The sequence below is a fragment of the Mycobacteroides chelonae CCUG 47445 genome (genome assembly GCF_001632805.1).
GTDB classification, from domain to species: domain Bacteria; phylum Actinomycetota; class Actinomycetes; order Mycobacteriales; family Mycobacteriaceae; genus Mycobacterium; species Mycobacterium chelonae.
Map to the genome: position 1 here is coordinate 1,246,658 of NZ_CP007220.1, position 21,223 is coordinate 1,267,880.

Sequence of the window (21,223 nt, forward strand, 5' to 3'; positions counted from 1 at the left end):
TGAGGTTCAATTAGCTACCCTTCGGCCCTGCGGGCTTGGCGTTTATGTCCTTAGCGGCGCTGTTGTACGCGTCTTGAATCGTCGTCCATCTGCGGGCGTCTGGTGGTACCTGTTGGATTGCTCGGTCCACCATGGTGTGGTAGTCGTCGGCGCGCAGTCCAGCGTGTGGATATGTGCCGTCAGGAAGTTTCATGCTCCTCACTTCCTCCAAGGTGCCAATTTTCATGGCACCTGGGTTTTCCGGACCAGCGGGTATAAGTAGATCTGAAGGGACCTGATCTGTTCGGAGCACCCCCGTAGCGACATAGGCGCTGACGAGTTGTTGTTGAGCTCTCGCTTCGCTTAGATCGGGGACGATGCTGGTCGTGAGCTGACTGGGATCGGGAGCAGGTCCGACTATGGTCGATTTGAGTGCGTCGGTCATGATTCCGAATCCTGGAGACAGGTCCGCGGGAACCGGCAGGATCTTAGTTATGGCGCCATACGCCGCTTCTTTCATCTGCTGAAGATCTTTGGCTTTCTGCTCCGCAGTGACGGATGCGTCGTAATGTTTCACGTCTTGTGCCGCCGCCAATCCCGCATCCGCCAGGCCGCGGAACCGGCCAGCTTGGTCCAGGTCGCCGGCCGGTCCGACTCCGTGTTTTTTGACTTCCTCGGCGTAGTGGTTGGTTGCGAGAATTGAATCGCCGTACAGCGCACTACCCAGCGTTTTGGCCGCTTCCGTGTCAGTGTCGAGCACCCTGAATAGCGCTTTAGCCCTGGGCATCGTGCCGTCATCAACGGCAGTTTGGGAGTCGAACTTTTGGTCGCCCCCCGGAACATCGTCGAAACCTGGTGTGTCACCAAGTATTTTGTGGTCGCCACCGGCGATTATTCCCGCATACGGCACCAAGCCGTCGGCCATGCCACGCGCAAGACCAGGGCTGAGTTCTCCGAATGTCTTGACTCCTCTGTTGCCGAATCCTTGGTCGTCTGAGGAGGGCAGCGAGTTCAGCTCAGGGTGGTCCATTACGTAGCTCGAGTATGCACGGGCTGTCTCGCCTGACATGCGTGCTTGTTCCAGCGAAACCCCTGGTCCTACATGAGCAGAGTCGTGGGTCCAGCTCATCAGGCTGCCCGCGGCGGTGCCACCATCAGGGAACTGATGGTGTGTCAGATCACCCAGGAACTGATCGTTACGTTTGCCGTCAGGGCTGACCATCATGTTGTGATCGACAATGTGATCGCGGCCAGCCGCCGAGAAGATGTTCTGAATCGTCGAGTCTGCGGGACCTAAGTGTGCGCTCTTGTTTTCGTTCTCGAAATGCAGGATGTCGGCGCCGCGTTGCATCAGTTTCTGGTCCAGTTCGGTGCCGTGCTGGAAACCGCTGTCTCCGTCCTTAATGACGTCCGACAACCTGTCCAGATTGCCGAGCACTGACCCCTCGGTGACTACCCCGCGCCCCTGGCCGTGTTCGAGCGGGACGTAGTTGTATCCAGGTGACTTGTCATTCAACGCGTTCTGTACCGAGGTGGGCAGCTTGTCATACCCTCCAGTCGTGAGTTCGGTGGTGGAACCCTGTGCGCCGGGGCGTAATTCGGTCTTTGCGTAGCCGTACTGATTCGAGCCCATCATCTGCAGCGCGTTACCGACGATGCTCTTGTTGTTGCCCAAGCGTCGCTCGGCCCGGTGAATGTCCTCTACGGACATCCCATTCATCTGCGCCTGTAGCTGCCCCAATACCTGCTGCTGCGAACGCGTCAACTGCACCGGCCTACCCGCATCACGATCCGCGATCTGCTCGGGGCTCAGGATCGATGCCGCCTGGACGCGTGCCTTCTGCTCTTCCGTGGCGGTACCGGCGAGAACGTCGTGGACATCGCGTTCGGCTTGTTCGGGGCTCCCTTCGGCGATTTGTTTCTCGGCCATGGTGTGACCGCCGGTGCCCTCGTCGAGTACGCGAGCCAATGAGTCGTCCAACATTTCGCCGCGCGCAACGAGGCCCGTCACCCGCTGGTGAAGTTCCTTCAGTTTGTCGATGACCTTCTGTAATTGGTCTTTGTTCAAACCAGTGATGTCCGGGGGTGTCACCGCGTTGGTCTTGGGATCGATGTCCACCTTCGGAGGAGCGGCAGCGTATGCCAAGAAGGAGCCGATGTCGTCGGCCAGCGCTTGCGACTCTCCATAGGCCTTGTTGGCATGCATCGCCACATACATCGCCTCAAACCCGGAGTTCTCGAAGCGGGCGGCCGAGCGCTTCATCGCGTCCCTCGCGGCGTCGCCGGCGTCACCCTTCCAGGTCGACATGTCGATGATGGCCTGTACCTTGTCCGCGGCCTGCTGACTGGCATCACCCCGTTTAGATGCGGCATCCGCGAGTGCCTTTATCTGTGGTGGCCAGTGCTGCAATTCGTCGAGCGTCATCCCCATTAGTTACTCCCCCTCAGACAGTGCTGCTTGGTCCCGCTTGCTCGATACCCGCCCGATTGATCTCATCCCGGGTCACGAATTTAGCCGCGGACGCCTTGTGGTTCTCGCCGTGACTGCTGAGCTCCGCGTGGTGGTCAGCAGTCTCCTTCTCCCAATCGGAAATCTTGCTACTCAGCGCCTTGGATGCGCGCCCCGATCCGAAGCCTGCCTGTGCATCGGTCAATGCCCGATGGGCGGCATCGTGTGCGTCCTTCAGATCGGAGGCGTGCGTAAGGAGTTGGTCTGCGTGAATCTGTAGTTCGTCCGGGTCCAGATGTAGGTAGTCACCCGATGAACCCGAAACGCTCGACATGTCTGACTCTCCTCGTTTGTGGCATACATGCCCCTATATAGAGATCCGACGGGGCAAGGCCCGATTTGGTTCCATGTTTTTCGGGGGAGCCGCGCGTGAGCGGAAGGCGCCCCTACCCATCCTTCGCCGAGCGCATACCGTACGCAGGTGAAACGCCCGAAAGGCCTGCGTGCGGTATGCAGTCGGCGGGGACGCCCGGAACCTTGACCGCCTAACTTATCGCTGATAACTTAACGCCGTTATTCTCTGGAGGAAGGCGTTGCGATGCTGGAACGTTTGGCTCGATCGGTTATCGCGGCGCCTCGCCTCGTACTCGGTGCGGCACTACTTATCGCCATAGCGGCCGCCATCTTCGGCGTACCGGTCACCAAGCATCTCGCCGCGGGCGGGCAGCAGGACCCCAATTCCGAGTCTGCCCATGTGACACGGGTTCTCACGGATAAATTCGGCATCAGCGACCAGTCCTTGGTCTTCATGCTCACTAGCGCGCAGGGTGTGAAGAGCCCGCAGATGCGCTCCGTCGCAAGCGATCTGGAGCGCCAGCTCAAGGAATCCGGCGACGTGCTCAACCTGACCTCGGCGTGGACGGCGCCGCCGCCCGTCGCCGAGGATCTCTTCGGCACGGACGGCAAGTCGGGGTTGATCGTCGCTGGACTGACCGGTGGCGAGAACGACGCGCAAAAGCACGCGGCGACTCTCATCAAGTCGCTCGCCGTCGATCGCGATGGCGTCTCGATCAAGGCCGGAGGAGTCGCCACCCTCTACAACCAGATCGTCACGCAGTCCGAGAAGGACCTGCTGGTCATGGAATCGATCGCGATTCCGATCAGCTTCGTGGTGCTGGTCTGGATCTTCGGTGGCCTCTACGCGGCGCTACTGCCCCTGGTGGTCGGGGTGTTCTCGATCGTGGGGGCGATGTCGATCCTGCGGGGCCTGACGTACGTCACCGATGTATCGGTGTTCGCGTTGAACCTCGCCGTCGCAATGGGATTGGCGCTTGCTATCGACTACTCGCTGTTGATCATCAGCCGCTATCGCGAAGAGGTGAACGCCGGTAAGCCGCGCGATGAGGCGCTGGTGCTCACCATGACCACGGCGGGGCGCACCGTGCTGTTCTCGGCGCTGACGGTCGCTCTCGCGCTGGTGGCGCTGATCTTGTTCCCGATGTACTTCCTCAAGTCATTCGGCTACGCGGGTGTCGCCGTGGTCTTCGTCGGAGCCATCGCGGCACTGGTCATCGTGCCAGCAGTGGTCACGCTGCTCGGCGACCGGATCGATGCCCTCGACGTGCGCCGTCTCATCCGCAAGATCCTGGGCAGGCCAGAACCTGTCGCCAAGGACGTCACCGAGACGTTCTGGTACCGGAACACCAAACACGTTATGGCCCGTGCGGTTCCGATCGCCGTCGTGATCGTCACGGCATTGGTGGTTCTCGGCCTGCCATTCCTTGACGGCAAGTTCGGGTTCCCGGACGACCGGGTGCTGCCCGCGTCGGCCTCGGTGCACCAGGTCGGCAACGAGATGCGCCGGAACTTCAACAACAACAGCTCCACCAACCTGTCCGTCATCGCCGAGGGCATCGGGGCGGTGCCGCCGTCGGTAATCGATCAGTACGCGACGGACCTGTCGAAGATCGAGGACGTCAAGGAGGTGGCCGCACCCACCGGCGCCTTCATCCGGGGCATGAAGGTCGGCCCGCCCTCCGGTGCAACCGGGATCAAAGATGGGACAGCACTTTTCACGGTGCAGACGGGTGCCAAGCCCTACACGGCCGATGCCGAGCGTCAGCTCGACGCCATCCATGCCCTACCCGGCCCGGGCGATACCACGGTAAAGATCGGCGGGGGAGCGCAACTGGACCGTGACGCCGTCGACGGCATCGTGGACAAGCTGCCCTTGGTGCTGGCCATCATCGCGATCGTCACCTTTGCGCTGCTGTTCCTGTTGACCGGCTCGGTGGTACTGCCCCTGAAGGCACTCGTGCTCAACGTGTTGTCCCTGACGGCAACCTTTGGCGCGCTGATCTGGATTTTCCAAGAGGGGCACCTGGGCGGATTCGGGACCGAGGTCACCGGAACGATCGTCGCCACCATGCCGATGCTGTTGTTCTGTATCGCGTTTGGGCTGTCGATGGACTACGAGGTGTTCCTCATCTCCCGGATCCGTGAGTACTGGATGGCATCCGGACGCACCCGCGCCGACAACGACGAAGCCGTGGCGCTCGGTGTGGCCCGCACCGGGCGGGTCGTCACCGCCGCGGCGATGATCATGACCATCGCCTTTGCCGCTCTGATAGCGGCGCAGGTGTCCTTCATGCGCATGTTCGGCACCGGATTGACCATCGCAATCGTGGTCGACGCCACCATCATCCGGATGCTGCTGGTGCCCTCGTTCATGCGAATGCTTGGGCGCTACAACTGGTGGGCACCTAAACCATTGGTCAAACTCCATGACCGAATCGGATTCAGTGACTAAGCGTCAGCGTTCGTCGCGCGGGGAAGGAGACCAACTGCGCGACGAAATCATCGACGCCGCAATAGAACTTGTCCTGGAGGCCAAGGAGCTGCGCGCGCCGTCGATCCGTGAGGTGGCCCGCAAGATCGGTGTGACCCCACCGTCGATCTATCTGCATTTCGCAGACAAGGACGAACTGATGGACGCGGTGTGCGGGCAGTACTACCAGCGGCTGGACGATGAGATGGTGGCCGCGGCCGTTGATCAGCAGACCACGCTGGAGCGCCTGCACGCGCAAGGCATGGCCTACGTGCGCTTCGCCGTCGCGACCCCGCTGATGTACCGGCTGGCGACCTCCGCGCCGCCCCGCGATGACAGCGAACTGGACGAAACGCTGGTAAGTGCGGCATTTGCGCACTTGCACAAGGGGGTTCAAGAACTCGTGGCAGAAGGCTTCTACCCTGACGGCGACACTGTCGCAATGGGTCTGCAGCTGTGGTCCGCGGCGCATGGAGTGGCCTCGATGCTGGTCACCAAACCGTATCTGCCGTGGGGTGATGCGGAACTGTTCGCCGACAACGCCTTACGCGCAGCGTGCCTGGGACAGGCGGTCAGTGATGTCGATCTGACCGCAGTGCTGCCGCGTCAGAGGTAGAGCCGCACCGACGCCAATGTGCCCGGTGCCGCCGAGTTGTTGGAGAACTCGAAGAGCCCGACTCCGCGCCGATCACCCAGATGCACGGTGGCCGACACCGAGGAGCCTGCGGCCAATAGCTTGTTAACGGTCAATGAGCTTGTTGCCGAGACGAACTCGGCCAGCGATGCCTCGGCAACCCCGTCCAGGGAGAGGGAGGCGTCGGGGGAGAGCAGCCGGGTGACCGTCGGGACGTCCCGGGCAGCCAAGGCGCCCGCCAGTTCCTGCACGCGCTGCTTGCCTGTCTCACGAACGCCCTTGAGGCCGCGCATGAACCCCAGCACCCCGTTGAGTCCCTGGTTCTTCAGCAGCTGCGGTCCCAGCTTTGCGCTCGCCAGTAGACCGTCGCTACCGGCGCCCAACAGTTGGCCGATCATGGCGCGCAATTCCCAGAACGCGAACAACCGATCGATCTTGAGCGATGCGGCCGGCCCGTCCTCCACCACGTCATAACGCAGGTGCATCGGGATGTGCATGGTGACGCCGGTCGACATCGTGGTGTGAATGGTCAGATCGCGCAGTACCGACATCCCGGCAACCACATCGTTTTCGACCTCGAACACGATGGTGTTGGGCGCGATGAAGGTGTCGTAGAACTTGCTGATCGCGGCCTCACCGATATGGGGCCGCGAACCCACTGGGTCATTGACCTGGCCGTAGGTGGCGAAGAGGCCGACCCAGGTGTCCTTGTCGTGTGCACCGACAGCTGCGGGCGACGCCTGAACGGTCGCCAGCAGCTCGTCGGCGAATGGTGCGCTGGACACCGGTTTAGGACAGTGCCCCGAGCACCGCGTCGTAGTCGGGCTCCTGAGCGATCTCGGGCACCAGCTCGGTGTAGGCGACATTGCCGTCGGCGCCGATCACGACGATCGCGCGGCCCAGCAGCCCCGTCATCGGACCGTCGGCGATGGTGATGCCGAAGTCCTCACCGAACGCGCTGCGGAACGCCGAGGCGGTGCCCACGTTCTCGATGCCCTCTGCGCCGCAGAAACGCTTCTGGGCAAACGGCAGGTCCTTGGACACGCACAGCACCGGCGCGCCTGCTTCGGCGGCACGCTGATTGAAGGTCCGCACGCTGGTCTGGCAGACGGGGGTGTCGATCGAAGGAAAGATGTTGAGGATCACCGGCTTATCCCGGTACTGATCGCTGGTCACAGGGCCGAGATCGGCGCCTACCAGCTCAAATGCCGGGGCAGGAGAGCCGACAGCGGGAAGCTCGCCGACCGTGTTGATGGGGTTTCCGCGCAACGTGATCTGTGCCATGGGTCCAGTGTTCCAGAGTTCGTGTGCTGTTTGCATCAGCGGGGTTAGGTTGGAGGCATGACGACGCCCGTCAGCTTCGATAACCGGTTCTTCTCGGCAACGTGGTCCGCCATCGCACGGCGTGAACCTCCAGAGATCAAAGAGCTGCGCGCCGAGAATTTGCGGGGCCTGACCGGACGTGTCCTGGAGGTGGGTGCGGGCACTGGCTCGAACTTCTCGCTCTACCCGAACACGGTGACTTCGGTAACGGCCCTGGAGCCCGAATCCAGGCTGCGTCCGCAGGCCGAGGACGCGGCCGCAGCCGCGGCGATCCCGGTGACGGTGACCGCCGGAGTGTTCGAGGATCTCACCGTCACCGGTGAGGACCGATTCGATGCGGTGGTGTGCTCGCTGGTGTTGTGTTCGGTCAGCGACCCCGATCGTGCCGCCGCGCAGGCATTCGAAGTACTCAAGCCCGGCGGCGAAGTGCGTTTCTTCGAGCACGTCGCGCACGGGGGTGCGCTCGGAGTGGCCCAGCGCGCGGTCGACGCGACATTCTGGCCCCGCTTGTTCGGTAACTGCCACACCCACCGCGACACACTGGCCGCGATCGAGCGGGCCGGATTTCAGATCGAGGGCCGGCGCGACGATTGGCTCAAGATATTCGGGATCCCGATGCCGTCCTCGTCGATCGTGATCGGCCGCGCGGTCAAACCCGCGTAGCGGCGAGGTTCCGGTAGCGCCTGCGGATCAACCGAATTCGACGACCGTCATCGCCGGCCTGATCCGGTCAGAGAACGGCAGGTCGTAAAACAGAGGCGTGGCCAGTCGTAGGAAGTTTCCGCGTCCGGGAGGCATCCGCACCTCACGCACCGTGCGCACACCGTCAAGGGCCCGCAGCTGCCCGTACTGGTGGGCGGTGAAGGAGAACGGCATGGGCGGCACCGTGTAGTGCTCGCTGAGCTTCCAACCGCGCCGCTGCGAGTAGACGCTCATCAACCAGGGGATGGTGTCGAAGACCATCCACCCGCCGGGAAAGCGCTTAGCGCAGGCGGCGATGAGGTCGAACACCACATCGCGCTCCAGGTACATAAACAGTCCCTCGGCGGTGATCAGGACGCCGTTGGAGTCGTCGACCTGGTCCATCCAGGAGTGCTCGAGTGCGGACTGCGCGATGTAGCGGAGCCGATCAGAGGGCGGAAGCAACTGCTGGCGCAACCGCACGATGGGTTCCAGGTCGACCGACAACCAGTTCAACTCGCCGTTGTCGATGCGCCAGAAACTGGTCTGCAGACCCTCGGCCAGCGCCACCACCGTGGCACGCGGGTGAGCCGCGAGATAGTCGTTGGAGACGTTGTCAAAGGTCAACGCCCGCAGCGCGATTCCCTGGTGGGTGCGGCCAAAGTGGTGGTAGTCGTAGTCGAGGCTGTCGCGCAGCACGATAGCCATCGGGTCCTCAAGAACGCCGTCGGGCCGGTTCGCTTCGGTGGCCCGCTGATTCAGCGTGATAAGCGCGGTCTCCGACACCCCGTCGAGGTGGCGGGCATCAATGGCAGCCATGCCAGCCACAGTACTAGCGAACGAGTTTGTGCAACGTCCGCAGGTTGCGGGTGGTCGTCGTCGACTTGTACCGCTTCTTGCCCATCGTCTTACCGACGGGGCTGGCCAGGGTCTGTGACTTGGGCACCTGCCAATACAGCACGCCGTCACCGGCGGCGATGCGTTCGCTGTCATCGAGCTCGCCGCCGAGGGCCGCCAGTTCGGTGAGCACGGCGGGGTCGCTGCAGAACATCACGTAGGAGTGCACGTCGTCGATATCAGGCTCCCAGGGGAACGCGTCGATGATGCGGCCGACGGTATCCAGGTCATATACCAGCACCCAGGCTTCGTAGCCGAAGCGATCACCGAGTACCTGCTGCAGTCTTTCCTTCACCGCGGCCGCAGGCTCGGTGGCATCCAACAACACATTGCCGCTCGCGAGAATCGTTGTCACACCAGTAAATCCGTCAGCGGTAAGGGCATCCCGGACATCGGCCATCTTCATCGTGATGCCACCAACGTTCACTCCGCGCAGCAGGGCGGCGTATCTGGTCATGATGGCTTCTCCCAGGTAAGCAGGTGACGCCACAGCACGAGGCGCTGTAGCCGGGCGCCGGGAAGAACGCGCTGGGCGATGCGTCGCACCTCGTCGTGGCTGTCCAGGCCCTCACAGATAATCGGCGAGGGATGCTCCCACCAGCCGTGCCGGAAGCGGTAGTAGCGGTGCGTCCAGAAGCCGAGGCTGTTGTACCAAAGGTCGGTCAACGAGTGACTGGCGGCGAAGCCGACGACGACGATCCTGCCGCCAGGCTTCAACAGGTCCGACATCCGCCGTAAGCCACGCTCGACGTCCATGTGATGCAGTGAGGCGATGGCGGCGATGAGATCGAAAGATCCAGCAGGAAAAGGATGCTGGACGAAATCGGCGTGGATGTATTCGACGTTGGGCGCCGATGTTTCCGTGCGGGCGATCCGCAGGCTCAGATCGTCGGAATCAATCCCTACCGCCCGCTGCGCTAGCGGAGCCAGTTCACGTGTCAGCATCCCGGTGCCGCATCCGACGTCGAGCACATCAGTGGCGCCGGCGGGAACCCTGCGCAGTACCTCGCGCTGGTAATGGATGTTGTGGTTCCACCGGGTGGGCACACTTATCCGAACTGCAGCAGCGTCATGGAGGGGCGTGTCCGACGCAGAAATCCGCGATCAAGGCGCTTGGAGTTGACGAATTTCCAGAGGCCGCGGCCGGGCTGCAGCGGTATGTCGACGGCGGCCACCACTCCCGGAACTGAGGTGAGTGCCTCGCCTTCGTCGGGTGTCAGTGCGAACGGCATGGGCGGGGCCACGTAGCGATCCGACAACTTGAGTCCCTGCAGGGTGCGCCTGCTGAACCAGTGCGGGATGCTGTCGAACATCATCTGGCCACCGGGAAAACGCTTGGCGCAGGCCTCGATCAGCCCGAGGGACTCCTCCGGCTGCAGGTACATGAGTAGGCCCTCGGCCGTGATGAACGCGCCCTCTGAGGCGTCGACCCGATCCATCCAACTCAAGTCCAGGGCCGACTGCGCCAGCCCGACGATCCGCTGGTTCTCGGGCAGTAGTTCCTTGCGCAGTTCCATCACTGGTGGCAGATCGACTGAATACCAAGTGAATTGGGCTGTGGATTCCGCACCGCCGAGGCGCCAGAAGCTGGTCTGCAGGCCCTCGGCGAGTGCGACGATCGCTGCCCGGGGATGCGTCGCGAGATACACACGTGCCTGCGTGTCGAACGCCAGTGCCCGCAGCCCGTGCGACTGTGACGGGCGTCCGAACTTGCGGTAGTCGTACTCGATGGCATCGAAGAGTTCAGCGGCCAGCGGATCCTTGATCACACCGTCCGGCCGCTTGGCTTCGGTTCCGCGATTGTGCAGAGTCCACAGGGTGGTAGCCGAGACGCCCTCCAGGCTGTCTCCGCTGATCCTCGATGAGCCACGTGGGCGAAGAGCATCAGACTCGGTCATGAAGTTGATGCTAATGAAATGGGGCGACGATAGGACTGCCCCTTGGTTAGGCTGACCGGTATGACCGAATCGAAGGCGAGCGGAGACTCGGCCGCGGATGATGCCAAGCGCAAGTTTCGCGAGGCCATTGACCGCAAGAACAACAAGGCCAACGCCGCCGCCGACCACAAGGACACCGCAAGCAAGCCGACCCACGCACATGGCCGGGCCGGCTCGCATCGCGAATTCCGCCGTAAGAGCGGTTAAGCCTCTCGTCTCTGGCTGGCCAGCGACCGGGCGATGATCAGCCCGGCCAGTACCACCACCCAGCACACGAGGCCAAAGCCCTTGAGCCCCCACACCACTGAAGCCAAGGTGAACCCGCCGGCAGCCATCAGCGCTATCCCGACGGCCGCGCTTCGCACACCGGGATGCGCGACGTAGCCGCCGTCCCAGCCGGGCAAGGGGTTGTTCTCCAGCGGTCGCAGGGCCAGGAAGAGGCCCGTCACCAGGATGCTCATCGTCACCACCTGAAGCACTGACAAGAAGACGAAATTCGTTGCCGTGGTGTCGTATCGGGGGAATCCCAGGAAATCGAACACCAGGTGCATGCCCAGCAGTGCGGGCATGTGCCAGAGGTACAGCGTCATCGCGCCCGAGTTGCCGATGGCCACCGCCCACCAGACCCGTGGGCGCTGAGCCCATCGATTGATGGCAGGCATCGCCGCGATGGCCAACGCCGACAGGACGATCGCGTGCCCGGCCAACACCAGCGACGGCGGGATCATGTTCGGCACCTTCTGGCCGGCCACCCCGACCAGGCTGATGGTGTACGGGCCGAACGTCACCAGCGCGATGTTGATCGCGAAGACAGTTGCGGCGAGCATCAACGCCGCCTTCTGGGTGATCAGCTGCCGGCGGTACCCCACGCCTAAAACCGCCGGCAGCAGCCACACCACGAAGTTCACGTATCCGATGCCGGCGGGAGCCCCCAGCCCCAGCCGCAGCACGTCAACTGCCGCGATACCCAGGTAGATCCCCGCCAGTGCGCCGAGCATGCTCCGCGTGGTCGTGATGCGGGCAAGCAACGGAACCGCCGCCAGTACCAGCACGTAGGCGCCCAGGAACCACAGGAGCTGGGTGCTCACCCCAGCCACCGGCTCGTACACGTGCAGCGGCAGGATCTGCCGAAGAATGATCAGCGCCGCCGCCCAGAAGCCCAGGTAGTAGAACACCGGGCGGTACAGGCGGGTGCAGCGATGCATGAGCCAGGATCCCCAGCTGGTACCGGGCTTCCAGGAGCCCACGCTCGCGGCTACCCCGGCGAAGAAGAACAGCGGCATGATTTGAAAAACCCAGGTGAGTGCCTGGAAAACGGGGCGGCCGTTGAGCAGGTTGCCCCACAGCAACACGCCGTTGTCGATGGCGCTCACCGCCATGACGGTGTGCCCCAGGACCACGCCGACCAGCGACACGATCCGGATCACGTCAAGTGCGCGGTCGCGCGTTGCCGCCGTGGCGGCGCCCACCTCATCGGCGGTGGGCAGGCCCAGAGTCATCGTCATGCACCTAGCGTCGCCGAGCGCCGATCGCCGACACAGCGCGTCGCTACGCGATCTCGCTAGGTAGTTTCCCCTGGGCCCGCCGAGTAGGACTAGCCGCCGAGCGCGGCGATGAGGTCCTTGATCTTGGCGGCCTCGTCCTCGGTGACCTGCTCCTCGGATTCGACCGCTGTCAGGAAGCCGACCTTGAGCCCTGCGCCATTCGCGGTTTCCTGTGCGGTGAGCCGGGCGCGCCGACGTGCGGTGTACAGACGCTGGCCCAGCGTCGCGCTGGGGCTGTTGGCCGCATCCTTCATCAGATCGTCGTAGCGATGGCGCACCCCGCTCAGCGCGACGATCACCGAGGGCGTCACGCGGCTGCGGCCGGCGGCCTTCGAGATCGCGCCCTCAAGCTTGCGCAGTCCACTCAGCACGACGGCGACGCGTTCGCCGTACTCGGCGTCGCTGGGTTCGGGCAGGGTGTCGATGGCGGAGGCGTACATGTGCACCGCCGCATCGACGAGGCTGACAATGACTGGGGCTTCGCCGTCATCCGGCACGACTTCAGGCACGACCCATCGACTCCTTCTGAAAAGACCGGTAACGACCCCGAAGTAGGCGGGGGTCGCCGACAACTTAGCGCCGATCCACAGCCCGGACAACCCCTATCGGATGAACGGTTTCTGATCCGAGTGTCTAGCCGAGGGTGTGCGAACTGTGCTGTGCTACCAACCTTTTCGGCAGTACAGCTGTGGTCATGGGGTATGGCGGCAACAGATCTTGATTAGCCGGTGCTCACCGGTGCGACTGGTTTCACTCGGCGCGGGCGTTCTTGCCAGATGACGGCGATCAGACACAACGCGGCCAGGGCGGCCACGGCGAGTGCGAACGTGACGCCCGCGGTGCGCAGTCCCCACGCTTGAGCGGCCAGGCCCTCGCCGATGACCGGTAGGGCGATTCCCACATAGGCCACCACGAAGTAGCTGGAAGTCACCTCGGCGCGGTTGTCCTCGGGGGTCCGGTCGGCGATGGAGGCGAGTCCGCGGCTGAAGCTGATGCCCTGTCCGATGCCCACCACGACAGCGCTGGCCAGGTACCAGGGCAGTGAGGAGGTATGCAGGGCCACCACGACGAGCAGCATCCCGGTCAGCAGGATTGCGCAGCCAAGGATAAGCGCCTTGGCGGCCGGTACCTGCCGGACGAGAATCTGTGCCACACAAGAAGATCCGAAGGTCAGGAAGACACTTGCCCCGGCCACCGCGTGGTTGTCGATATCGAGTACCCCGGACAGGAACCCGGGTGCCACTGCCGTGAAGGATCCGAGCGCCGCGAATCCCGCGAATCCGGCCGTCGCCGCTGCCGCGAATGTCACCCGGACCTCGGGAGGCAGCGAAAGGCGTTGCACACCAAGTTTTCCGTGCCTCGGTGCGGTCTCGGGTGCCAGCAGCAGGGCGACCACGGCGATCGACACAAGTCCGATATGAACGATGAAGGCCAGATGTGTGGGCCAGGGCGCGTATTGAACGAGAACACCGGCCACCAAGGGGCCCAGTCCAAGGCCGCCGGTATTGGCGACGGTGGCCACGGCGGCGGCCCGTCCTCGCCATTGCTCGGGTGCCGCCTCGATGACGGCGACGGTAGCGGCACCGGTGAAAAATCCTGCGGACAGTCCCGAGACGATGCGTGCGATCAGCAGCAGCGGAACCGAGTCGACGAACAGGAAGATGACCGAGCTGAGGATGGCGAATCCTGCACCGGTCAGCAACAGCGGACGACGGCCGAGAACATCAGACCAGCCGCCGAACATCAGCAGTGCGAACAGCACGCCTGCGGCATAGGTGGCGTAGACGACCGTGGTGGTGAGCACGGAGAAATGCATCTGCTGTGAGTACAACGCGTACATGGGAGTGGGCATTGTGGTGCCGATCATGACTGCCGAGAAGCTGAACGCCAGCAGGATGAACGCGGCTGAGCGAGGCAAGCGAGCAATCACAACTCACTGTAAGTCGGGAGGGGGTCGTCTCATTCCGCCGCGATTAATGGGCAATCGCCTTTTCCGCGCCGATGCCTGTCAGGGAGCGCACCTCCATCTCGGCGTTCAACCCGGGATCGCCCTTGTCGTTGGAGGTGAGCGTCCCGATGATGCCCAGCAGGAAGGCCAGCGGAATCGACACGATGCCCGGGTTGGCGAGCGGGAACCAGGCGAAGTCGGCCCCGGGGATCATCGCGGTCTTGGCTCCAGAGACGGCAGGGGAGAAGACAATGAGCACGATGGTGCAGATCAGGCCGCCGTACATGCTCCACAGCGCGCCGCGGGTATTGAACCGCGCCCAGTACAGCGAGTACACGATGGTCGGCAGATTGGCAGCCGCCGCGACCGCGAAGGCCAGCGCCACCAGGAACGCGACGTTCTGCCCGTTGGCCAGGATGCCGAGCCCGATCGCGATGACACCCAGCACCACTGCGGTGATCCGCGACACCCGGACCTGCTCTGTTTCAGAGACGTTGTGGCCCTTGATGACCGAGGCGTAGATGTCATGTGCGAAGGAGGCCGATGCGGTGATGGTCAGCCCGGCGACCACCGCGAGAATCGTGGCGAAGGCCACCGCCGAGATAACCGCCAACAGGATTACGCCGCCGAGTTCGAAGGCCAACAGCGGTGCGGCCGAGTTCTGCCCGCCCGCTGCCGCCAGGATGCGATCGGGTCCGACGAGTGCCGCGGCGCCGTATCCCAGAGCCAGGGTGAACAGGTAGAAGGCGCCAATCAGTCCGATCGCCCACACCACCGAACGCCGTGCCTCCTTGGCGGTGGGGACGGTGTAGAAGCGCATCAAGACGTGGGGGAGACCGGCGGTGCCCAGGACCAGCGCGAGTCCGAGCGACAGGAAGTTGATCTTCGATGTCAACGAGCCGCCGTACTGGGCGCCCGGCGCCAGAACATCGCGGGACGCAACACCTTTGGTGTGGCTGTCGGAGACGGCGTGCTGCGCCGCGCCGAGGATGTCGGAGAAGTTGAAACCGAACTTGGCGAATACCGCGGCCGTCATGAGTGCGGCGCCGCTGATCAGCAAGACCGCCTTGATGATCTGCACCCAGGTGGTGCCCTTCATTCCGCCCACCAGGACGTAGACGATCATGAGCACGCCAACCACGCCGATCACAATCGATTGGCCCCATCGACTGTGAATGTTGAGCAGAAGTGCCACCAGGCCTCCGGCGCCCGCCATCTGCGCGAGTAGGTAGAACAGTGACACCGTCAGGGTGGACGTGGCCGCCGCCAGGCGCACCGGGCGCTGCCTAAGCCGGAAGCTCAGCACATCGGCCATGGTGAATTTGCCTGTGTTGCGCAGTAATTCGGCCACGAGAAGCAGGGCCACCAGCCACGCCACCAGGAACCCGATGGAATACAGGAAGCCGTCATAGCCGTACACCGCGATGGCCCCGGCGATTCCGAGAAAGCTTGCGGCGGAAAGGTAGTCGCCGGCGATGGCGATGCCGTTCTGTGGGCCGGAGAAGGCGCGGCCGCCGGTGAAGAAGCCCTCTGCGGTCTTGTTGCTACCGCTGGCCCGGATGACGAGGTAGAGGGTGACGGCGACGAAGACGGTGAAGATCGCGATGTTGGTGGCCGGATTGCCGACGGTTTCGGCCGCCAGCGTCGACATGGTGCTCATGCCTGTTCCACCTCGGCGCGGATGGCTGCGGCCTTCGGATCCAGCTCGCGGTTGGCGAATCTGACATAGAGGCCGGTGATGACGAAGGTCGTGAGGAACTGGCCAAGGCCCAGCACGAGTCCCACGTTGATGTTGCCGACGAGTTTGATCGCCATGAAGTCATGGGCGAACGCGCCCAGCACCAGGTACAGGCCGTACCATGCGAGAAAGAATGCCGTCATGGGAAAAATGAAGCGGCGCAATGTCTTCCGAAGTTCCTGAAACTCAGGGCTGCTCTGGATTTCCAGGGCTCGTTCGGTGGAGAGCTCGGTCGGATCGATCGCGGTCAACGCTGGCTCCTTATGGGTACCTGTAAGGGTGCTGGGAGAGCGTAATGAGAGCTGAGTCACAGCGGCGGGGTTTCTGGCGCTGGTTTGTCAGGTGTTCACCTGAGGGGCTGTAGGAGCGGTGGCTCACACGGTCCGGTGTACCGACTCATCCCCGTATTGCTGGTTGACCGCGCGCAAGAATTTCTCGGCGTCGGTGGGCTCAACCGGAGGCAGGTGGATTGTTTCGCTGACGATGCCATCGGGCAGGCGCGGCTCGGAGCCGACGTCGGGGATGAAGTTTTTCAGGGCGCCATCGGTGAAGGGCACGCCGGACTTGACCTGATTGTTGGAGACCAGGTCGAATGCCCGCGTCATCGCGTCGCGGGATTCCTCGGGCAGCGCTGCTTTGATCGCGGCGATCTCGGTGGCGGACTTCCCATCGAATGACTGCGCGAACTCGTACAGGTACTGCAGTTGGTTAGACGGGATGGTGACGCTCTTACCCGCGGCGAGATCCTTGAGCTGCCGATCATCCAAGAGTGACGCGGCGTTTACCCTGCTCAGCACGTTCTGATCGCGCTGGCTGTCCGCCTGAAAATGCTCCCCGTCCCGATTTCCCTGTGCGGGAGTCAGTCCGCAGAAGGGGTTGAACGAGGCCGACAATTCATCGCAGATGGCGTCGATCTGCTGCTGGGCTTCCAGTTCGGCGGCCCACCACTTGTCGTAGGCCTTGCGCATCATCCGCGTGAACTTGGCGGCGCTTTGATTCGCCTTCTCGATGACCTCCGCGCTGGCGTCGGGCTGCATGATCCAGCTGACGGTGAGGTCCTCGGCCACGGTGTAGCCATGGTCGCTGGCCTCGTTGTACAGGTCGACAGCCTCGCGGCGGTACTCGATCGACTGGAACTCCAGGGTGACCAAGGCCTTCGGGGCGTCATCGAGCAGCACCTGGGTGGCCAGGTAGATCGTCTTCTCGTCACTGGCCGCCGTGTCCTGGATCGCGCGCGCGGTTTCGCCGTCCCACGGAAGGCCTCCGGGCATATCGACCGAATGCTTGTAGTCCTGGGCGCGATGTTGCAGCTCGGTGGCGGTCAGCATCGCCAGGCGCAACGGCACGATCGACTGTTCGGGATGGTTGGTCAACAACCTTCGGGCCGAGTAATCCGACTTCATCGCGGCCTCGACAGAGACGCGGCCGAAAGGATGGTCTGGCGCACGTACTCTTCGGTATCCCCGAACCGGGTCTGTGCTTGCTCGGACAAGTCGGCCATGTTGACGCAGCGCGCCGCGAACATGCGCTGTAGCTCGGGGATGACTTCGGTGACCAGTCGTCTGACGGCAGTCAGCGATGGAGCATCCCCCGCTTCGACCCTCGTGGGGTTGTCGGCCCGGCTGCACAGTTTGTGGGCCTGTTCTCGTAATTCCGGCGACAGCTTGCGCAACGCCTCTAGATCAACGTCCAATTGGCCTGACAGCGGCAGCCTCCCCGAACACTGTGATCTTGGTCGCCCAAGTTGCCGTAGCGTAGCACCGCTGGCGTTGTCAAAGTTCAGAAGGAAGGAATGTCACATTGGCGAAATTGCAGCTTGCGCAAGACCCGGCCGCCGATGAGTTGCTGGAGGAGAATCCGCTAGCGCTTCTGATCGCCATGCTCCTCGATCAACAGATTCCTATGGAGGTCGCGTTCGCCGGGCCGAAGAAGATCGCCGACCGGATCGGCGGTATCGACGCGCACCAGATTGCGGAGTACGACCCCGACAAATTTGTGGCCCTCTGTTCCGAACGGCCCGCGATCCATCGATTCCCCGGCTCGATGGCCAAGCGTGTCCAGGTGCTCGCGCAGGAGATCGTCGATGAGTACGACGGCCGCGCCGAGAACATCTGGAAGAGCGGCGATCCGAACGGCGCCGAGCTGCTCAAGCGGCTCAAGGCGCTGCCTGGTTTCGGTGAGCAGAAGGCCAAGATCTTTGTGGCGCTGCTGGGCAAGCAGTACGGGGTTCAGCCCAAGGATTGGCGCAAGGCCGCCGGAAATTACGGTGAGAAAGACACCCACCTGTCGGTTGCGGACGTCGTCGATGGCGAGTCGCTCGGGCTGGTGCGCGCCCATAAGAAGGAAATGAAGGCTGCGGCAAAAGCAAAGGCGGCCAAGGCATAAAGCCCTGACCGCCTCGCTTGTGTCGTGAACTACGGCAGCGCCGCGAACAGCGGTGCCGACGGGACCACCCCAACACCGGGAGCGGTGGCGGCGGGCAGCCCGGCGACGGGAGCCGCTGCGGCTGCCGGGATTCCGTTGACCAGGGCCGGCGGAATCAGCGTCTGCTGCACTCCGGCAGGCAGCAGCTTGGGCAGGTTGGTGGCCCACAGATCAACGGTCTGGGTGACACCGTCTGCACCGGGGATCTGCGAAACGCCGGGCACGCTGCTGGTTGCGGGAACCGATGCGGGGGACAGCGCCTGGGCGGCCGCCGGGGTCAGTGCCTGAGCGGCAGCCGGAGGCAGCGCAGGTGCGGCGGGGGCCAGCCCCGGAACCTGAGCGGCCGGCGCGGCGGGAGCCAGGCCCGGAACCTGAGCAGCCGGTGCCGCGGGAGCGACGGCAGGCAGCGCCGGTGCGGCCGGTGCGGCAATCGCGGCGGGTGCCGCGGGAGCCACCGGAGCGGCGGCGGGTGCGTTACCGAAGCCCGAAGCGGCCTGGCCCAGGATCGCGGCGGGGTTGGTCGGGTTCGGCCCCGGGGCGGGGATGGGGTCAGCGCTGGCGGTCGACGCCAGGCCCAGCGCCAGGCCGGCCGACGCGAAGGCCGCGATCGACGCGCCCATGAAGACGTTGGTGATCCGTGACATATTGAACTCCAATGCTGTTTCGCTAGACGTGATTACTGGTGTTAAACGCCAAGGTAATCCGTTACGCGTGTTACTCAAGTGACGCGTGTGGCGTAGATGGAACCGTTACCAAAACGAGTGAGCGAGGTTATCGAAGCCCCGATGAGAACAGAGCCGACCAGGGCGAATGCCGAGCCCCAGGTTTCGACACGCGGCGCGTCGGCGTGGCGGCGTGTCCGCGAATGGGGTCCGTGGCTGTTGGCGCTGAGTGTCGCGGTGCGCCTCGCCTGGGCGTACCTAACGCCGCACGGTGCCGACCTTGTGGACCTGCATGTGTACGTCAGCGGTCCTGCCACATTGGGTCACGGCAATCTTTACGAGTTCACCTACCCGGACAAGACGCCGGACTTTCCGCTGCCCTTCACCTATCCGCCCTTTGCGGCCGTCGTGTTCTGGCCGCTGCACCTGATTCCGTTCACTCTGCTCGGACTGTGCTGGATCCTGGGCACCATCGCCGCGCTGTACGCGGTGGTCCGGCTGAGTCAGCGGTTACTCGGATTCGACGACGCCCGCGGAGCCGCCGTGTGGACGGCCGTGACCATGTGGACCGAACCGGTGCGTTCGACCCTGGACTACGGGCAGATCAATGTGTTGTTGATGCTGCTGATCTTGCTGGCGGTGACGTCGTCGCGTTGGTGGATCTCCGGAACGCTGGTGGGACTGGCCGGCGGGGTGAAGCTGACTCCTTTGGTCTCCGGCCTCTACTTCCTGGGTGCGCGCCGCTGGGCGACCGCCATCTGGGCCGCGGTGGTCTTTGTGCTCACCGTGCTGGTGGGCATCGCGATCGTCGGGGAGCAGGGGCGCTACTACTTCACCGATCTGTTGGGTAAGCCGGACCGGATCGGGCCGATCGCCACCGTGTTCAACCAGTCCTGGCGGGGCGGGATCTCCAGGATTCTCGGCCACGACGCGGGCTCGGGAGCACTGGTGCTGGTGGCATACCTGGTGACAGCGGTGCTGGCCTTTTTCGCCTGGCGGGCCGTGGACGACAGGCTGGGGCGGATCTGCGTGGTGCAGATGCTCGGTCTGCTCATCTCGCCCATCTCGTGGACCCACCATTGGGTGTGGATGGTTCCGTTCATGGTGTGGCTACTCCACGGGCCCTGGCGAGAAAAACTGGGCGCGAAGATCTTTGGGTACGGATGGCTGGTGCTGTTACTGGTCGGGGTGCCCTGGCTGCTCAGTTTCGCCCAACCGGACATCTGGCGCATCGACCGGCCCTGGCCGTTGGCATGGGCCGGGCTGGTGGACATTGTGGCGGCAATGGCGACGTTGACCTGGATGGCGGTGACGGGGATCAGGTCACGGGCTTGGAATCGGGAAGTTTCGCCCACCGGCTAGCGTTGCGGCCATGTCTGAACATTGGACCGTCCTGGTCACCGGTGCTTCCAGCGGGATTGGCGCGAGCGCGGCCCGGATCTTCGTCGAGCGCGGGCACCGCGTCTTCGGTACCAGCCGTAATCCGGACACCATCACCGACCGCATCGCCGGGGTGCAGTATCTGCGGCTGGACCAAACCGACAAGGCCAGCATCGCCGAATGTGTCGCGCAGGCGGGCGAGGTGGACATCCTGGTCAACAACGCCGGAGAAAGTCAGATCGGCGCGCTGGAAGACATCTCCATCGATGACTTCGAGAAGCTGTATACCACCAATGTTTTTGGGCCCGTGGCGCTTACCAAAGCGGTGCTACCCGGGATGCGGGAACGGCGCCGCGGCGCCATCGTGATGGTGGGGTCGATGGCAGGCACCTTGCACGTGCCCTTTCGGTCGACCTACAGCTCGGCTAAATCGGCATTGCACACCGTGGCCGACTGCCTGCGGTACGAGGTCGCGCCGTTCGGGATAACGGTAAGCACCGTGGAACCCGGCGTCATCGCCACGGGGATCGAGACGCGGCGCAATCGCATCGTGGCCGGGGGATCCGCCTACCGCGAAGCGTTCCAGACGGTCGACGCGGCCATGGCCGCGCGGGAACAGCACGGCATGGCCACCGATGACCTGGCCCGCCTGGTTGTGGACGTGGCGCTGAATCCGAACCCGAAGCCTTTGTACGCCAAGGGCAGTAACGCCCCGCTCATCATGGCCGCGCAACGGCTACTGCCCGCCCGGCTATTCCTGAAGTTCTTGGCGCGCATGCACGGACTGAAGGTGGGGTAGG

General features: G+C 63.7%; 23 protein-coding genes. 7 read left to right on the plus strand and 16 right to left on the minus strand.

Annotated features, from left to right (window positions below; all coding sequences use genetic code 11):
* Window positions 1–10: 10 nt before the first annotated feature.
* Complete coding sequence (locus tag BB28_RS06175) at window positions 11–2,410, minus strand: TPR repeat domain-containing protein (RefSeq protein WP_046252861.1); 2,400 nt, start codon at window positions 2,408–2,410, stop codon at window positions 11–13.
* 13 nt (window positions 2,411–2,423) lie between these two features.
* Complete coding sequence (locus tag BB28_RS06180) at window positions 2,424–2,762, minus strand: WXG100 family type VII secretion target (RefSeq protein WP_046252862.1); 339 nt, start codon at window positions 2,760–2,762, stop codon at window positions 2,424–2,426.
* Window positions 2,763–3,026: 264 nt separating this feature from the next.
* Between BB28_RS06180 and BB28_RS06185 the strand changes: the two genes are divergently transcribed.
* Window positions 3,027–5,237 (plus strand): MMPL family transporter, encoded by a 2,211-nt coding sequence (locus BB28_RS06185; protein ID WP_046252863.1) that lies wholly within the window; start codon window positions 3,027–3,029, stop codon window positions 5,235–5,237.
* On the plus strand, window positions 5,230–5,871 hold the full coding sequence (locus tag BB28_RS06190) for a TetR/AcrR family transcriptional regulator (RefSeq protein ID WP_046252864.1): 642 nt from the start codon (window positions 5,230–5,232) through the stop codon (window positions 5,869–5,871). The genes BB28_RS06185 and BB28_RS06190 overlap by 8 nt, the downstream gene beginning before the upstream one ends.
* On the opposite strand, the gene BB28_RS06195 is transcribed toward BB28_RS06190, so the two are convergent.
* Entirely contained in the window at window positions 5,862–6,674 is an 813-nt protein-coding gene (locus BB28_RS06195) for a nuclear transport factor 2 family protein (protein ID WP_046252865.1), read from the minus strand. The genes BB28_RS06190 and BB28_RS06195 overlap by 10 nt on opposite strands.
* A 4-nt stretch (window positions 6,675–6,678) precedes the next feature.
* Window positions 6,679–7,173: a thiol peroxidase gene (gene tpx / locus BB28_RS06200; protein ID WP_030094739.1), complete on the minus strand. Its 495-nt coding sequence runs from the start codon at window positions 7,171–7,173 to the stop codon at window positions 6,679–6,681.
* A 57-nt stretch (window positions 7,174–7,230) separates the two neighbouring features.
* Here tpx and BB28_RS06205 point away from each other — a divergent pair, with 57 nt between their 5' ends.
* Window positions 7,231–7,875, plus strand: a complete 645-nt coding sequence (locus BB28_RS06205) for a class I SAM-dependent methyltransferase (protein WP_046252867.1) — start codon at window positions 7,231–7,233, stop codon at window positions 7,873–7,875.
* 27 nt (window positions 7,876–7,902) lie between these two features.
* On the opposite strand, the gene BB28_RS06210 is transcribed toward BB28_RS06205, so the two are convergent.
* From BB28_RS06210 to BB28_RS06225, 4 genes are read right to left on the minus strand one after another with little or no spacing between them, the layout of a single operon-like run.
* Window positions 7,903–8,712, minus strand: coding sequence for a class I SAM-dependent methyltransferase (locus tag BB28_RS06210; RefSeq protein ID WP_046252868.1), 810 nt, complete (start codon window positions 8,710–8,712; stop codon window positions 7,903–7,905).
* Window positions 8,713–8,725: 13 nt separating this feature from the next.
* Window positions 8,726–9,247 (minus strand): DUF1697 domain-containing protein, encoded by a 522-nt coding sequence (locus BB28_RS06215; RefSeq protein ID WP_046252869.1) that lies wholly within the window; start codon window positions 9,245–9,247, stop codon window positions 8,726–8,728.
* Window positions 9,244–9,837, minus strand: a complete 594-nt coding sequence (locus BB28_RS06220; RefSeq protein WP_046252870.1) for a class I SAM-dependent methyltransferase — start codon at window positions 9,835–9,837, stop codon at window positions 9,244–9,246. Before BB28_RS06220 ends, BB28_RS06215 begins: the two co-directional genes overlap by 4 nt.
* Before the next feature lie 2 nt (window positions 9,838–9,839).
* Window positions 9,840–10,688: a class I SAM-dependent methyltransferase gene (locus tag BB28_RS06225; protein WP_046252871.1), complete on the minus strand. Its 849-nt coding sequence runs from the start codon at window positions 10,686–10,688 to the stop codon at window positions 9,840–9,842.
* Between the two features lie 60 nt (window positions 10,689–10,748).
* On the opposite strand from BB28_RS06225, the gene BB28_RS06230 reads away from it, so the two are divergent.
* A complete protein-coding gene (locus BB28_RS06230; RefSeq protein WP_046252872.1) occupies window positions 10,749–10,934 on the plus strand; it encodes a DUF5302 domain-containing protein in 186 nt (61 codons plus the stop codon).
* Here BB28_RS06230 and BB28_RS06235 read toward each other — a convergent pair.
* The 7 genes from BB28_RS06235 to BB28_RS06265 all read right to left on the minus strand — a co-directional run bounded on the left by BB28_RS06235 (window position 10,931) and on the right by BB28_RS06265 (window position 17,650).
* A complete protein-coding gene (locus BB28_RS06235; protein WP_046252873.1) occupies window positions 10,931–12,232 on the minus strand; it encodes an acyltransferase family protein in 1,302 nt (433 codons plus the stop codon). The two genes, BB28_RS06230 and BB28_RS06235, sit on opposite strands and share 4 nt — an antisense overlap.
* An 89-nt stretch (window positions 12,233–12,321) precedes the next feature.
* On the minus strand, window positions 12,322–12,711 hold the full coding sequence (locus BB28_RS06240; RefSeq protein ID WP_030094748.1) for a hypothetical protein: 390 nt from the start codon (window positions 12,709–12,711) through the stop codon (window positions 12,322–12,324).
* A 281-nt stretch (window positions 12,712–12,992) separates the two neighbouring features.
* Window positions 12,993–14,201 carry an MFS transporter gene (locus BB28_RS06245; RefSeq protein ID WP_046252874.1) on the minus strand — a complete coding sequence of 403 codons (1,209 nt, stop codon included), beginning with the start codon at window positions 14,199–14,201 and terminating at the stop codon, window positions 12,993–12,995.
* A gap of 43 nt (window positions 14,202–14,244) precedes the next feature.
* Window positions 14,245–15,870, minus strand: coding sequence for a solute symporter family protein (locus tag BB28_RS06250; protein WP_046255584.1), 1,626 nt, complete (start codon window positions 15,868–15,870; stop codon window positions 14,245–14,247).
* Window positions 15,871–15,875: 5 nt separating this feature from the next.
* Window positions 15,876–16,199 carry a DUF485 domain-containing protein gene (locus BB28_RS06255; RefSeq protein WP_046255585.1) on the minus strand — a complete coding sequence of 108 codons (324 nt, stop codon included), beginning with the start codon at window positions 16,197–16,199 and terminating at the stop codon, window positions 15,876–15,878.
* Window positions 16,200–16,331: 132 nt separating this feature from the next.
* Complete coding sequence (locus tag BB28_RS06260) at window positions 16,332–17,360, minus strand: TPR repeat domain-containing protein (protein ID WP_046252875.1); 1,029 nt, start codon at window positions 17,358–17,360, stop codon at window positions 16,332–16,334.
* Complete coding sequence (locus BB28_RS06265) at window positions 17,357–17,650, minus strand: hypothetical protein (protein ID WP_046252876.1); 294 nt, start codon at window positions 17,648–17,650, stop codon at window positions 17,357–17,359. The genes BB28_RS06260 and BB28_RS06265 overlap by 4 nt, the downstream gene beginning before the upstream one ends.
* 116 nt (window positions 17,651–17,766) lie before the next feature.
* Here BB28_RS06265 and BB28_RS06270 point away from each other — a divergent pair, with 116 nt between their 5' ends.
* Entirely contained in the window at window positions 17,767–18,342 is a 576-nt protein-coding gene (locus tag BB28_RS06270; RefSeq protein WP_191985263.1) for an HhH-GPD-type base excision DNA repair protein, read from the plus strand.
* Between the two features lie 29 nt (window positions 18,343–18,371).
* On the opposite strand, the gene BB28_RS06275 is transcribed toward BB28_RS06270, so the two are convergent.
* Window positions 18,372–19,025, minus strand: coding sequence for a hypothetical protein (locus tag BB28_RS06275; protein ID WP_046252878.1), 654 nt, complete (start codon window positions 19,023–19,025; stop codon window positions 18,372–18,374).
* Window positions 19,026–19,121: 96 nt separating this feature from the next.
* On the opposite strand from BB28_RS06275, the gene BB28_RS06280 reads away from it, so the two are divergent.
* On the plus strand, window positions 19,122–20,405 hold the full coding sequence (locus BB28_RS06280; RefSeq protein WP_419894511.1) for a mannosyltransferase: 1,284 nt from the start codon (window positions 19,122–19,124) through the stop codon (window positions 20,403–20,405).
* A gap of 10 nt (window positions 20,406–20,415) precedes the next feature.
* Window positions 20,416–21,222 (plus strand): SDR family oxidoreductase, encoded by an 807-nt coding sequence (locus BB28_RS06285; RefSeq protein WP_046252880.1) that lies wholly within the window; start codon window positions 20,416–20,418, stop codon window positions 21,220–21,222.
* The last annotated feature ends 1 nt before the right edge of the window (window position 21,223 follow it).